The following is a 14,072-nucleotide window of genomic DNA, read 5'->3' as shown; positions in this document are numbered from 1 at the left end:
AGGTTCTAACGAGCGTGAGTTTGGTTACGCACAGGTTGAAGTGGTTAACGACAGCGCGCTGGTGCGCGGTATCGAAGATTCCCTGACCGCAGACGGCAAACCGCTGCTGGACGTGTGGATGAGCCACGGCGACAAAGTGACCGCCATCCCAGCGGACTTCGTAACCGTCGCCAGCACCGACAACTGCCCGTTCGCCATTATGGCCAACGAAGAAAAACGCTTCTACGGCGTGCAGTTCCACCCGGAAGTGACCCACACCCGTCAGGGAATGCGTATGCTGGAGNCAATCGGTTACGCTCTGTATAATGCCACGGCAATATTTATCCACCCTGGTCGAGATATTGCCCATGCTACGTATCGCTAAAGAAGCCCTGACGTTTGACGACGTCCTCCTCGTTCCCGCTCATTCAACCGTTCTGCCAAATACCGCCGATCTCAGCACTCAGCTGACGAAAACCATTCGTCTGAATATTCCAATGCTCTCTGCTGCAATGGATACCGTGACGGAAGCGCGTCTGGCAATTGCCCTGGCACAGGAAGGCGGCATCGGCTTTATTCATAAAAACATGTCCATCGAGCGCCAGGCGGAAGAAGTTAAGCGCGTGAAGAAGCATGAGTCCGGCGTGGTTACCGACCCGCAGACCGTCCTGCCGACCACCACTCTGCGCGAAGTGAAAGAGCTGACTGAACGCAACGGTTTTGCTGGCTATCCGGTGGTGACCGAAGACAACGAGCTGGTCGGCATCATCACCGGTCGCGACGTGCGTTTCGTCACCGACCTGAATCAGCCGGTGAGCGTTTATATGACGCCGAAAGAGCGTCTGGTGACCGTTCGCGAAGGCGAAAGCCGCGAAGTGGTTTTTGCCAAAATGCATGAAAAACGCGTTGAGAAAGCGCTGGTTGTGGATGACAGCTTCCATCTTCTCGGCATGATCACCGTTAAAGATTTCCAGAAAGCGGAGCGTAAACCAAACGCCTGTAAAGATGAGCAGGGTCGCCTGCGCGTCGGTGCGGCGGTGGGTGCGGGCGCCGGTAACGAAGAGCGCGTGGATGCGCTGGTTGCCGCGGGCGTAGATATTCTGCTGATCGACTCCTCTCACGGCCACTCTGAAGGCGTATTGCAGCGTATCCGCGATACCCGTGCGAAATACCCTGACCTGCAAATCATCGGCGGCAACGTGGCGACCGGCGCGGGCGCACGTGCGCTGGCGGAAGCCGGCTGCAGCGCGGTGAAAGTAGGGATCGGCCCTGGCTCCATCTGTACGACTCGTATCGTGACCGGCGTGGGCGTTCCGCAGATCACCGCCGTTTCTGACGCGGTTGAAGCGCTGGAAGGCACCGGTATCCCGGTTATCGCCGACGGCGGTATTCGTTTCTCCGGCGATATTGCGAAAGCGATTGCCGCAGGCGCAGCCGCCGTCATGGTTGGCTCAATGCTGGCCGGTACCGAAGAGTCCCCGGGCGAAATCGAACTCTATCAGGGCCGTTCGTACAAATCTTACCGCGGTATGGGTTCCCTTGGCGCGATGTCTAAAGGTTCCTCCGATCGCTACTTCCAGACCGATAACGCCGCCGACAAACTGGTACCGGAAGGTATCGAAGGCCGCGTCGCCTATAAAGGCCGCCTGAAGGAGATCATTCACCAGCAGATGGGCGGCCTGCGTTCCTGTATGGGCCTGACCGGTTGTGGTACCATCGACACCCTGCGGACCAAAGCGGAATTCGTACGCATCAGCGGCGCGGGTATCCAGGAGAGCCACGTTCACGACGTGACTATCACCAAGGAATCCCCGAACTACCGCATGGGCTCCTGATTTTCATCGCCCGGCCACGCGCCGGGCGATTTATTTAACCTGTATCACTTGCCTCGGAATTATCGTCAATGACGGATAACATTCATAAACATCGTATTCTTATCCTGGACTTCGGTTCTCAGTACACCCAGCTGGTTGCGCGTCGCGTTCGTGAATTAGGTGTCTACTGTGAACTGTGGGCATGGGACGTGACTGAAGCTCAAATTCGTGAGTTTAATCCTAACGGCATTATTCTTTCCGGCGGCCCGGAAAGCACCACCGAAGATAACAGCCCGCGCGCGCCGCAGTATGTCTTTGAAGCCGGCGTGCCGGTATTCGGCGTATGCTACGGCATGCAGACCATGGCGATGCAGCTGGGCGGCCACGTTGAAGCCTCTAATGAACGTGAGTTTGGCTATGCGCAGGTTGAAGTGCAGACCGATAGCGCCCTGATTCACGGTATCGAAGATGCGCTGAGCGCGGATGGTAAGCCGATGCTGGACGTCTGGATGAGCCACGGCGACAAAGTCACCGCCATCCCGTCTGACTTCGTCACCGTTGCCAGCACCGAAACCTGCCCGTTCGCCATTATGGCTAACGAAGAGAAACGTTTCTACGGCGTACAGTTCCACCCGGAAGTCACCCACACCCGTCAGGGTCTGCGCATGCTGGAGCGTTTCGTACGCGATATCTGCCAGTGTGAAGCGCTGTGGACCCCGGCCAAAATTATCGACGATGCCATCGAGCGCATTCGTCAGCAGGTTGGCGACGATAAAGTGATCCTCGGCCTGTCCGGCGGCGTGGATTCCTCCGTGACCGCCATGCTGCTGCACCGCGCCATCGGCAAAAACCTGACCTGCGTCTTTGTGGATAACGGTCTGCTGCGTCTGAATGAAGCCCAGCAGGTTATGGATATGTTTGGCGATCGCTTCGGCCTGAACATCGTTCATGTCGAAGGCGAGGCGCGTTTCCTGGCTGCGCTGGCGGGCGAAAACGATCCGGAAGCGAAGCGTAAAATCATCGGCCGCGTGTTCGTTGAAGTGTTTGACGAAGAAGCGCTGAAGCTGGAAGACGTGAAATGGCTGGCGCAAGGGACCATCTATCCTGACGTCATCGAGTCCGCTGCTTCCGCAACCGGTAAAGCGCACGTCATTAAATCTCACCACAACGTGGGCGGCCTGCCGAAAGAGATGAAGATGGGCCTCGTTGAACCGCTGCGCGAGCTGTTCAAAGATGAAGTGCGTAAGATTGGCCTCGAACTGGGTCTGCCGTACGATATGCTGTACCGCCACCCGTTCCCGGGGCCGGGTCTGGGCGTGCGCGTGCTGGGCGAAGTGAAGAAAGAGTACTGCGACCTGCTGCGCCGCGCGGACGCAATCTTCATTGAAGAGCTGCACAAAGCTGACCTGTACAACAAAGTGAGCCAGGCGTTCACCGTATTCCTGCCGGTCCGTTCCGTCGGCGTCATGGGCGATGGCCGTAAGTACGACTGGGTCGTTTCCCTGCGTGCGGTTGAAACCATCGACTTTATGACCGCTCACTGGGCGCATCTGCCGTACGATTTCCTCGGCCGCGTATCCAACCGTATCATCAATGAAGTCAACGGTATTTCCCGCGTGGTGTACGACATCAGCGGTAAGCCGCCGGCGACCATTGAGTGGGAATAAACTTTATTCTTTGCGTTAATTGAATAAAAAAATAATGCCATTAATGATTGACGTCATTAATGGCATTTTTCTTAACAATATCGCCGAATTACGGCATTCCCTGAGACGATGAATACCGATACACCGGGTTTCTACTGTCAACCCCGTTCTTCAATTGCCGCTGGCGTATTCTCCCGCTGACACCATGCAACGGCCATCGCCAGAGCTGCCACCACCAGGGCCAGCGCGGCGGAAACCGCTAAACTGCCCCTTATCCCGAGATAATCATTCAGCCACGCGTAGGCAAACGGCGAGGCGGCGGCCAGCAGCTGCGCGGGAATCAACAAAATACCGGTTCGTCGGGCATAATCCTCGGCGGCAAAAAGCTGCAGCGGCAGAGTGGCTTTAAAAACGGTCGTCAGGCCGTTGATCGCGCCGTAACCCAGCACAAATCCGCCGGCCGCCCACGACAGATATGGCCCGCTCAGGCCGAGCGCAAAGCAGAGCGGCATCAACAGGGTGGTCAGTATCGTTAGCCGCAACGGCGTAAGGACAGAACCGGATGCCACTTCGAGAAAGCGCGCGCCGGTTTGCCCAATCCCCCACAGCATTCCCACCGCGACAGGAAGCCCGACGCTGGCGATATACTCGGGGAGATGCGTCGAGGTACCGTTGGAAACAAAGGTTACCAGCGCAATCAGCGACGCGTACAGGAGGGCAGGGCGTTTATCGCGGCGGGAGAGCCGCTGGCGTTGCATTATCCGTTTCGGTGACGGCAGTCTGTGATTTGGCATTTTCCACAGCAGCATCGCGCTAAGCAGGCCAAACAGGGCATAAATCAGCAGCGCATGCCGCCAGTCCATCTGCGTCAACAACCCGGCGCCGAGCGGCCAGAACAGAGCCGAAGCCAGGCCGCCGGCCAGCGTCACGCGCGAGATAGTTAATCTGGCGCTTTGCCCATAGATATTCACCAGCGCGGCGAACAGCGCGTCGTAGAGCGCCAGACGCATCCCGGCGCCGGTCAGAACCCAGGCGGCGAACCAGCCCGGTAGACTCTGGACGTAAGCCATTATCAGGCAGCCCGCTGAAATCATCAGCGTACCCGTGACCACCACCCGTTGGCCCCCAAAGCGGGCCAGTAGCCGGGCGACAAACGGGGAGAGCATCGCCATCATCAGCATGGCGATAGTCAGGCCAAAGTAGATTTCCGTTGCGGCCCAGCCGGTCTCCTGAGCAATAGCTCTGGCGAAAGTGCCGGGCATATAAAATGAGACTCCCCAGTTTATTAGCTGGTTGCACCCGGCGGCAAGCGTGACGGCGCCCGGCGCGGAGAGTGGTTTTGCAGATGTTTTCATGATCGTCCATTTTGTTACGCTGTTGTCGGCAGCATACCCTGCACGCTATTGTGGAGGCAGGCCGGTCCATTTATGACCCTTATAAGAGAAACTTTGTGATGATGACGCTCAATCTGGGAAATCTGGCGACGTTCCGCCTGGTGGTACAGCGCGGAAGCTTTTCCGCCGCAGCTGACCTGCTGGGGCTGTCGCAGCCTGCGGTAAGTCTGCAGGTACGTCAGCTGGAACAATTTCTCCAAACCAGACTGCTTGAGCGAACAGGACGAGGCATCAAAGCGACGGCGGCCGGCATCGCCCTGCTGGCGCACAGCGAGCGGATTGAACTGGCGGTGGGCGCGGCAGTGCAATCGGTTAGCGAATTCAATCGAGAAATCAGCGGCTCGATAACGTTGGGTACCGGGGCGACCGCCTGTATCCACCTGTTACCGCCGCTGCTGCAGAAGCTGCATCAGGATCACCCTCTGCTGACGGTGAGGGTCACGGTTGGCAATACCCTGGAAGTGGTTCGGGCTATCGAGGAGAACCGGCTTGATCTGGGCCTTTGTACGCTTCCGGCGAACGGACGCAGCCTGGCGGTGACGCCGGTTTTAGATGAAGAGTTTGTCGGTATTTTTAGCGATGCTCAGGACGACCTGCCCTCGCCGCTGACGCCAGAGGTTCTGCAATCATTGCCGCTAATTGCTTTTGAAGCGGGGAGCGGAACCCGGGATCTGATTGACGGCTGGTTTCGCCATAATGGACTGATGGTCGTGCCAGTCATGCAGTTAGGCAGCATTGAGGCGATTAAGCGGATGGTGCGAGCGGGACTGGGATACAGCATCGTGCCGCGTATGGCGGTAGAGGATCCGCAGGATCGCGTCGGCCTGAACGTGCAATCGTTGACTCCGCGCCTGTATCGGCAGTTAGGCATCGTCATGCGGCAGGATAAAATCATCAGCAAAGGCATCGCTGAAGTGCTGCGTTTGCTCTCTCAGGCCGGTTGCTGAACAGCGTACCGCGCTTATTTTTGTACCGGCGTTTTTAGCGGATCTGAAGGTTCAACGGTGATAGTGGATTGCTGCGATTGCTTTTTGTCCTGATGATGGTACCAGGCACCGATGGAGGAGTAGACAAAGCGTCCAAAGAAGAAGATAAAGCTGATAAGCAGTACGATACGGGTCATGCGACGGTTAAATCGATGTCGTTTACGCATACTGGGTGCCTGACTCACAAAAGGTTCCTTAAAGTATACCCAAAGGATGGGCGATGTGCGTATTAAGGCACAGTAACGCGGAAGGGTCAATTGATGAGGATGTAAAAATCCCAGGGGTAAAACATTAATTAATGTTATATAAGATAATCCTCGTATTTACATGCTTTCTGCTTATCGCAAATTGATGTTAAAAAAAAGACATTATTAATATTAGCGACGTGATTTTTTGATTTATATCAATCGTCTATTCTCACCGACAACTAAAATCACCAGCCAGTTCCGCGTTGTTATTCCTTGCGCGATTATGACGGTTGGTTGGATGCCTGCCTGAATATACCCTGCAGGATTTAGGGTTATCCGTAGAGCATCTATGAACATTATTAAACTTTACAGAAGATATCGGGATAAATGGTGGTCGCTGCCGCTCATCTTACCCATCCTTTTACTCCCCCTGGCAAGATGGGCGAACACCGTTGCTGTACTGAATGGTAATGAAGTTTATCTTTACTATTTACCTCTGGCGTTAGTGCTGAGCCTGATGCTGTTTTTCGGCTGGGCTGCTTTACCGGGGATCGTTGTCGGTTTGCTGCTTTCCATTACGCGCGGCATGGCGCTGGAAGATTCCATCGGCGTGATTTTCCACTTTCTTATTCCGACCGTCCTTTGCTGGGGCGGGTATCGCGTTTTTGTCCCGCGAAGGCAGCAAATCTCGCATGGCAATGTGCGACTGATGCCTCAACGATTGTTCTGGCAAATGTTGCTGCCATCGCTGATCTTTCTTATCCTTTCCCAGCTCGCCGAGTATTTGGGGATCCATCCTCGCGCGACCGGGTTGATTGGGGTCAACCCCTTAAGTTTGCGTTCGCTTATCACCTTTCAGGCCCTGATGGCCGGATGCCTGACCGGCGTGCCGCTATGCTACTTTCTGATTCGAATTATCCGCAACCCGCTCTATATTCGGGGTTTTGTTTCTCAGATTCGCCTGCAGATCGATCCGAAAATAAAGCCCTTAGAGTTTATTTTATGGGCGGTAGTGCTGTTAATTTTATTAGTTTTGCTATTAATGCCGCTAAGTAGTACGAGCACTATTTTTAGTACAAATTATACCTTGTCCTTGCTTATGCCGGTGATGCTGTGGGGGGCGATGCGTTTTGGCTATCGCTTCATTTCATTGGTCTGGTCCCCTATATTAATTGTTATTATCCACTTTCATTATCAATATCTCCCGCATTCACCGATTTACAGTAATCAGCTGGCTATTATCTCCTCAAGCTATCTGGTGTTTTCATTTATTATCGCCTATATGGCGATGCTGGCGACGCAGCAGAGAATTTTTTATGCGCGTATGCGGCGGATGGCCTTCATTGATCCGGTTGTACGCTTGCCCAATATCCGCGCGCTGAGCCGGGCGTTAAATAAATCCTCCTGGTCAGTACTGTGCTTCTTACGCATTCCCGAGCTGGAAATATTGGGCCGCCATTACGGCGTTCTGTTGCGCATTCAGTACAAGCAGCTGCTGGCCGAGTCGCTTGGCGATCTATTGCAGCCCGGGGAGGATATCTATCAGATGGCCGGGCACGAGCTGGTTATCCATCTGCACAGTGAAGACCATCAGCAGCGAGTCCCCCTGCTGTTTGACCATCTCAAAAAGTTTCGCTTTGTCTGGAACGGTATGCCGCTGCAGCCGCCCGTGGGATTCAGCTATTGCAACGTTCGCTCTCCGGTGATGCATCTGCATTTACTGCTTGGAGAACTCAGCGGCGCGGCTGACCTTTCCCTGGCGACCGGAAGTCCTGAAAATTTACAGCGTCGCGGCGCCATTAATACGCAGCAGGAGCTGAAAGACAAAGTCATGATAATGAATCAGCTGGTGAAGGCGCTGGAGCACGATCGCTTCGTTCTGATGGCACAACCGATCGTCGGCATCCGGGGGGATAGCTATCATGAAGTTCTGCTGAGAATGCTGAACGACAACGATGAAATCATCATGCCGGATGTCTTTTTACCAGTGGCGCACGAGTTTGGACTGTCGGCGCGTATCGATAGCTGGGTCCTCGAACATACGTTGATCTTTATGGACAAGCGGCGCAAAAAGCTTCCTGGAATGCGCCTGGCGATAAATATCTCGCCGTTTTCAGTGAGTAACAGTTATTTTCATCAGCAGGTAAAAACGCTGCTGGAGCATTATGACATTGAACCCTGGCAGATTATTTTTGAGCTGACGGAGAACCATTCACTGACCAATCCCGAGCAGGCGCGGAAAACCCTGGCGCAGCTTCAGGACCTGGGCTGTCGGGTAGCGATTGATGACTTTGGCACCGGCTATGCCAGCTACGCGCGGCTGAAAACGATGAATGCGGATCTGCTGAAAATCGACGGTAGTTTTATTCGTAATCTGGTGACCAGCAGTCTGGACTATCAGGCCGTTGCCTCTATTTGCCTTCTGGCGAGGATGAAAAATATGCAGGTGGTGGCCGAATATGTCGAAACGCCCGAGATTCGGCAGGCTGTGGTTTCGCTGGGGATTGATTATATGCAGGGCTATGATATCGGCAAACCGGCCCCGCTTGAGGCGCTGGTTGAGGATTGATAAGCGAATGGGCCGGACGTCCGGCCCATATGCGCGAAACTAGCTTGCCGCGTCAGGCTTCTCTTCTTCGCTGATTTTCAGCCACCAGTCAGGTACCCCTTCCCAGTATTCCTGCTCTTTTTCCAGATCGAGCAGCACCAGCGCATTCTGGCTAAACCAGTCGTGCGGGAAGGTCAGCGTCCAGTGGTTTGCCTCGGTTTTCAGCGTAAGGCTCGGCGGCGTTGTCGTTGCCTGACGCTGGTTATTCAGCAGCACGCCAAGGCGCAGCAGCTGAATTAACGGCAGAAACTGCTTCTTCTTAAACAGCGTGAAACGCGGTAAATCATCCAGCTTAATCGCTTTACGGTGATAGCGAACTAAGGTGGCCATCAGCATCTGCTGTTCCTGATTAAAGCCCGGCAGATCGCTGTTTTGCAGGATATAAGCCGAATGACGGTGCATGCCGCTGTGGTTAATATTCAAGCCGACTTCATGCAGCATGGTCGCCCATTTCAGCAGCGCCGCCAGATGGGGGTTCGCGAGCTTGGGATTCTGCTCCTGCCATTGCTCATAAATATGCGTGGTGGTCTCCAGCACCCGACGCGCCTGCTCGCGGTCGATATTGTACTGGTTCGCCAGGCTCTGCGCGGTGCGGCTACGGATATCCTGGTGACGGAAACGTCCTTCCATCTCGTACAGTACGCCTTCGCGCAGCGCGCCGTCGGACAAGCGCAGCTCTTTAATCGCCAGCGCGTCAAACACCCCGCACAGGATAGCCAGACCGGGCGCAAAAACGGCTTTCCGATCTTCAGACAGCCCGGGCAGGCTTAGCGAGTCGAAGTTTTTATACTTCAGCAGCTCTTCGACCAGCATCTCGAGGCGCTCGGGAGTGATGAACCCGTCTTTCTCGCCCATGGCCACCAGCACTTCGTGAGCGGCTTTAATGGTGCCCGATGCGCCCAGGGCGACGTTCCACCCCTGGATGCGGAACTGCCAGGCCAGAGTTTCCAGCTTCTGCACGGCGGAAAGACGCGCGCGCTGGAAATTCTCTTTGTTGATGACGCCGCCAGCAAAGTAGGCCTGAGAGAAGCTCACGCAGCCCATACGGCGGCTTTCCACCAGACGAGGCTCGAAATCCTCGCCGATAACCAGCTCGGTAGAGCCGCCGCCGATATCGATGACCAGCTTACGGCCTCGCTCCGGCTGCGTGTGCTCCACGCCCATAAAAATCAGACGCGCTTCTTCGTTGCCGGGAATGATTTCGATCGGGTAGGGGATGACCTGCTCCGCGCGCTTGAGGAACTCTGCGGCGTTTGTCGCCTGGCGCAGCGTGTGCGTGCCGACGATACAGACGCTTGATGGGTCAAAACCCTGCAGGCGCTCGGCGAACAGCGACAGGCAGTTCAGCCCGCGCGCAATAGCCTCTTCGCTCAGTACAGAGTTTTCATCCAGGCCGTCGGCCAGATGTACGCGCTGCTTCAGGCGACCGATGATCTGCATTGCCCCGTCAACGACACGGGCGATCACCATATGAAAACTGTTCGAACCGAGGTCGACCGCAGCGAACTCCTGCGGCCGAGGGGCATTTTCGTTTATTGGCATAGGTTAATCGGGCTGTTCAAGTGATTTGAGGTAGTCGTATATCGCCATCTGTGCGCGCACTTTGCGGCGATTGCCGCGCGGCACGTAGCGATTACTCAGTTCTTTATCAAGATAGCGTGCTTTCACCGTATCGTTGAAGAGGAGATCGAAAATATCCAGCACCCGCTGTTTCAGGCGCGGATCCAGCAGCGGCGCGGCCACTTCGATACGATAGTCAATATTGCGCGTCATCCAGTCCGCGGACGATAGCCAAACCTGCTTATCGCCGCCGTTTTCAAAGCAATAAACGCGGTCATGCTCAAGGAAACGGTCAACAATGCTGGTCACGCGAATATTTTCGCTGATTCCTTCCAGACCGGGGATCAGCGAGCACATACCGCGAATAAGCAAATTAACCGGCACGCCGGAGCTGGAAGCGGCGTAGAGACGGTCTACCAGCCCCTTATCGACCAGGTTGTTCAGCTTCAGCATGATGCCCGACGGCTGGCCATTTTGCGCGTTGGCGATTTCACGATCGATCATCTCATAAAGCAGGCGACGCGAGTTTTGCGGCGACACCAGCAGATAATCGAAGCTGACCGGGCGGTAGGGGTTTTCGATAAAGTTAAATACCCGGCGGACTTCATTGGTGATGCGCGCATCGGCGGTCAGCAGCGAGTAGTCGGTGTAAAGACGCGCGGTTTTTTCGTTGAAGTTGCCGGTGCCGATATGCGCATAGCGCACGACTTCATCGCCCTCTTTGCGCGAAACCAGGAACAGCTTGGCGTGGATCTTGAGGCCCGGCGCGGAGAAGATAACGTGCACGCCGGCTTCGGTCAGGCGTTTAGCCCAATGAATATTGGCTTCTTCATCGAAACGCGCCTGCAGCTCCACGACCACCGTCACTTTCTTACCGTTGTGGGCGGCGTGAATCATCGAGTCGATAATCCGTGAATCTTTCGCGACGCGGTAGATGTTGATTTTGATAGCCAGCACGCTTGGGTCGAAAGAGGCCTGGCGCAGCAGCTCAAGGACGTGTTCAAACGTATGGTACGGGTAGTAAAGCAGCACGTCGCGTTCGCGGATTGCGTCAAAGCCGTTGCGGAATTTATCAAACCACAGATGACGCAGACGCGGCATCGGTTTGTTAACCAGATTGGCTTTGCCGACGTTCGGGAAGCCGATAAAGTCTTTAAAGTTGTGGTAACGACCGCCCGGCAGCATTGAATCGTAGTTGGAGATGGAGAGCTTATCGCGCAGCATTTCGACCATCGCGTCGGGCATATCGCGCTGATAAACGAAGCGCACCGGCTCGGCGGTCAGGCGCTGTTTCAGGCTGGAGGACATCAGCTCCATCAGGCTCGATTCCATCTCGTGCACCAGATCGTATTCGGCGTCACGGGTCATTTTCATCGAGTAGGCGTTCAGCGCGTCGTAATCAAAAAAGCCCTTGAAGATATCATCCAGGCAGTAGCGCAGGATGTTATCTAACAGAATCATCGGCTTGCGGCGGCGAGGCGCTTCCGGCGGCAGGTTCACAAAACGCGGCACCTTGTCTGACGGAATTTCAAGCAGCGCGTAATTGATGGTATCCCCGCGAATAATCTCGACGGCCAGGTAGGTGTAATCATCCTTCAGGAACTGCACCAGATCCGTTTCGCGGTTAATCAGGATTGGCGTGATGTGCTGACGAAGATACAGCTTGAAGTAGTTACGCAGCCAGGACTGCTGGTTGACGGAGAGCTGGCGTTCGTTGATCAGGAAAATCTGGTTACGCGCCATTTCCAGCAGCAGCTCGTTGTATAAGCCGTCAAACTCCTGATCGGCCTTGAGCACGCGGGCCTGAATTTTGCCCAGCAGATGGCGAGAGTGTGCGGTACTGCCTTGTTCTTCGCTGATGATGATGCGGCGCTTCAGCTCGGCAAAGCGCACTTTATAAAATTCATCGAGGTTATTGGAGTAAATCCCTAAAAAGCGCATGCGCTCGATCAGCGGGTTGCTTTTGTCCGCCGCTTCCTGAAGTACGCGCTCGTTAAAGGATAACCAGCTGAGTTCTTTTTCGATGTATAGCTTTTCCTGGCCCATTACAGCTCACACTCCGGTAGATGTATGTTGCTATTTCATTATGGCGAGCTTTGCCACTGAATGTCCAATTATGTCAAAGAAGTATGACTGTTTTCTTTCAGTATATAGCGAAGAAAAACAGACGATTTTCGCGACTTACGTTATGTTCAAGGCAAGGTGAGATTCAGGAGCAAAACCATGTGGGAGACGCGAGCGTTAGAACTGAATAATCAGGATATATGGAACTGGTCATCGGTATGCAATCTGGTCAGGTATGCCTCTCAGCATGGCTTTAATGCTATCGTGGTGGGGCAGGCAGATCTCTTCGGTAAGCTGGTGTCCCCGAAGGGATATACGCCTTTCCACTATAACGATAGCGTTTCCAGCCAGCAGAGAGCGCGCTGTATCTACCTTAATCGTCTCGCCATGTATTGCCGCGAGCAGGGGCTGCGATTTTATTTACAGGCAAAAGAGCTGGATTTCCCAACGGAATTGCTGTTGTCGCATAAGTATCTACTGGATAACCAGCAAGGGATCCTTTTTGATGTGGATTTCTGGAGCCGCTGGCTGACAGACAAAATTCGCGGCGTTTGTCAGGGAATTCCAGCTTTAACAGGGCTAATTATTGCGCTTTCCAGCACCGATGGTTTATTGCCGATTACGCGCCCTAAATGGGATATAAACGCCAGGGATGAGCCTGAAAATACCCGGCAACCGTCGCAAAGCTTTGTGCTCTATCGCCGTTGTTTTCAAGCGCTCAGCCAGGTGGTTACCGCACAAAATAAACATCTGGTTTTGCGGGTTTTCCCTGCAAGTAATGATGATCTTGGTACCGTTCTCGATGCTATCGAGCCGCTTCCGCCAACCGTTTCGGTATCGATCAAGTTAACGCCAGAACGTTTCTGGCCAGCATTTCCAAATAATCCCGCACTGCTTCAGGTCACTATGCGAGACGTCTGGGTTGATATTGATTTAGCAGGCGAAGAGGTGGGCTGGGGCGTTATGCCTTTCTTGCGCATTGATGAGTTAAAAGGCCGACTGCTGTGGTGCCAAAGCGCGAATCCCAGAATCACCGGTGCGATATGCAAAACCAGTTGGGAGAGCGTTGATAACCACTGGATACCGGAAACGTTAAGCGAATGCAATCTGTTTGCCTGTAGCCAGCTGTTAGGTCATGGTGCGGGAAAGACCCAGGAGCAGCTGTTGGATCTCTGGCTGGCTGAGCGTTACGGCTGGTGCCCCGATGTTACAGTCACCCGCCGTTTTCAGCAGCTACTTGAGCAGGCAACGGAGGTGCTTTACCAGGCGATTTATGTTCGCGATCACGTTTTTCACCGCCATAGTCAGCTACCGGAAAGCTACGGTCAGGCAGTATGGAGTTTGTACAGCCAGCTGGCGCGTAATCACTGGCTGCCGGGGTCGGCCAAGGATATCCACTTCACGCGTGACGATCCGCAAATATCGATGGAAAACCTCACGCGAATTGCGCAAGAGAAGGATGAGGTAGCGGCAGATGCCCTGAAGCTATGCGCGCAGGCGCTGGAGTTTGCCGAGAATGCCGCGTTTCCCACGGCGCTCTATCGGCTCTGGCAGAATGAATGGCGGGGGCTCGCACTCTACTGTCAGCTGTTCACGCATGCACAGAAAGCTTTTTTTACGCTGCATTTTGCTCGTGAGGTGGAGAATAGCTGGAGTATGAGAGAAATCTGCCATATCAACGTGCAGGCGTTGTATCAGGGGGCATCCGAAATGGAGATGCTTTGCCAGCAGATGAACGAAGCATCGCCTGGGTTTTATATCATGTTCGATGCGGGTCGGGTTCGTAGCCTGGCTGATAGCCTGAGTAGCGAACTATCGGCACTCAGGCATTAG

At 54.5% G+C, this 14,072-nt stretch carries 9 protein-coding genes and 1 pseudogene; 6 read left to right on the top strand and 4 right to left on the bottom strand.

The window, feature by feature from the left end; genetic code table 11:
* From FQK12_RS27815 to guaA, 3 genes and pseudogenes are all read left to right on the top strand, one after another.
* A pseudogene (locus FQK12_RS27815) lies at positions 1 to 283 on the top strand (glutamine amidotransferase-related protein); the annotation flags it as partial.
* A gap of 64 nt (positions 284 to 347) precedes the next feature.
* Entirely contained in the window at positions 348 to 1,814 is a 1,467-nt protein-coding gene (gene guaB, locus FQK12_RS27010) for an IMP dehydrogenase (RefSeq protein WP_014230355.1), read from the top strand.
* 68 nt (positions 1,815 to 1,882) lie between these two features.
* Positions 1,883 to 3,460 (top strand): glutamine-hydrolyzing GMP synthase, encoded by a 1,578-nt coding sequence (gene guaA, locus FQK12_RS27005; protein WP_004853173.1) that lies wholly within the window; start codon positions 1,883 to 1,885, stop codon positions 3,458 to 3,460.
* Positions 3,461 to 3,597: 137 nt separating this feature from the next.
* On the opposite strand, the gene FQK12_RS27000 is transcribed toward guaA, so the two are convergent.
* On the bottom strand, positions 3,598 to 4,794 hold the full coding sequence (locus tag FQK12_RS27000; protein ID WP_038423072.1) for an MFS transporter: 1,197 nt from the start codon (positions 4,792 to 4,794) through the stop codon (positions 3,598 to 3,600).
* A 98-nt stretch (positions 4,795 to 4,892) separates the two neighbouring features.
* On the opposite strand from FQK12_RS27000, the gene FQK12_RS26995 reads away from it, so the two are divergent.
* Positions 4,893 to 5,780: a LysR family transcriptional regulator gene (locus tag FQK12_RS26995; protein ID WP_014230353.1), complete on the top strand. Its 888-nt coding sequence runs from the start codon at positions 4,893 to 4,895 to the stop codon at positions 5,778 to 5,780.
* A gap of 14 nt (positions 5,781 to 5,794) precedes the next feature.
* Here the strand turns inward: FQK12_RS26995 and FQK12_RS26990 are convergent, their stop codons facing one another.
* Positions 5,795 to 5,986, bottom strand: coding sequence for a YfgG family protein (locus FQK12_RS26990; RefSeq protein WP_009654356.1), 192 nt, complete (start codon positions 5,984 to 5,986; stop codon positions 5,795 to 5,797).
* A 370-nt stretch (positions 5,987 to 6,356) separates the two neighbouring features.
* Here FQK12_RS26990 and FQK12_RS26985 point away from each other — a divergent pair, with 370 nt between their 5' ends.
* Positions 6,357 to 8,576, top strand: a complete 2,220-nt coding sequence (locus FQK12_RS26985) for an EAL domain-containing protein (protein WP_014230351.1) — start codon at positions 6,357 to 6,359, stop codon at positions 8,574 to 8,576.
* 39 nt (positions 8,577 to 8,615) lie between these two features.
* Here FQK12_RS26985 and ppx read toward each other — a convergent pair whose 3' ends face one another.
* Together ppx and ppk1 are read right to left on the bottom strand one after the other, a co-directional pair.
* Positions 8,616 to 10,157 carry an exopolyphosphatase gene (gene ppx / locus FQK12_RS26980; RefSeq protein ID WP_004853121.1) on the bottom strand — a complete coding sequence of 514 codons (1,542 nt, stop codon included), beginning with the start codon at positions 10,155 to 10,157 and terminating at the stop codon, positions 8,616 to 8,618.
* A gap of 3 nt (positions 10,158 to 10,160) precedes the next feature.
* Positions 10,161 to 12,221, bottom strand: a complete 2,061-nt coding sequence (gene ppk1 / locus FQK12_RS26975; protein WP_004123499.1) for a polyphosphate kinase 1 — start codon at positions 12,219 to 12,221, stop codon at positions 10,161 to 10,163.
* A gap of 177 nt (positions 12,222 to 12,398) precedes the next feature.
* Here ppk1 and FQK12_RS26970 point away from each other — a divergent pair, with 177 nt between their 5' ends.
* Positions 12,399 to 14,072, top strand: a complete 1,674-nt coding sequence (locus tag FQK12_RS26970) for a hypothetical protein (protein ID WP_014230350.1) — start codon at positions 12,399 to 12,401, stop codon at positions 14,070 to 14,072.

It is taken from the genome of Klebsiella sp. ME-303, from assembly GCF_007910085.1.
GTDB lineage: Bacteria > Pseudomonadota > Gammaproteobacteria > Enterobacterales > Enterobacteriaceae > Klebsiella > Klebsiella michiganensis.
This window is presented reverse-complemented; position numbering and strand designations above follow the sequence as displayed.

Coding starts and splice junctions, on each gene's coding strand:
- guaA (WP_004853173.1), top strand. CDS start 1,883: ATGACGGATAACATTCATAAACATCGTATTCTTATCCTGGACTTCGGT.
- FQK12_RS26970 (WP_014230350.1), top strand. CDS start 12,399: ATGTGGGAGACGCGAGCGTTAGAACTGAATAATCAGGATATATGGAAC.
- ppx (WP_004853121.1), bottom strand. CDS start 10,157: ATGCCAATAAACGAAAATGCCCCTCGGCCGCAGGAGTTCGCTGCGGTC.
- FQK12_RS27000 (WP_038423072.1), bottom strand. CDS start 4,794: ATGAAAACATCTGCAAAACCACTCTCCGCGCCGGGCGCCGTCACGCTT.
- ppk1 (WP_004123499.1), bottom strand. CDS start 12,221: ATGGGCCAGGAAAAGCTATACATCGAAAAAGAACTCAGCTGGTTATCC.
- guaB (WP_014230355.1), top strand. CDS start 348: ATGCTACGTATCGCTAAAGAAGCCCTGACGTTTGACGACGTCCTCCTC.
- FQK12_RS26985 (WP_014230351.1), top strand. CDS start 6,357: ATGAACATTATTAAACTTTACAGAAGATATCGGGATAAATGGTGGTCG.
- FQK12_RS26995 (WP_014230353.1), top strand. CDS start 4,893: ATGATGACGCTCAATCTGGGAAATCTGGCGACGTTCCGCCTGGTGGTA.
- FQK12_RS26990 (WP_009654356.1), bottom strand. CDS start 5,986: ATGCGTAAACGACATCGATTTAACCGTCGCATGACCCGTATCGTACTG.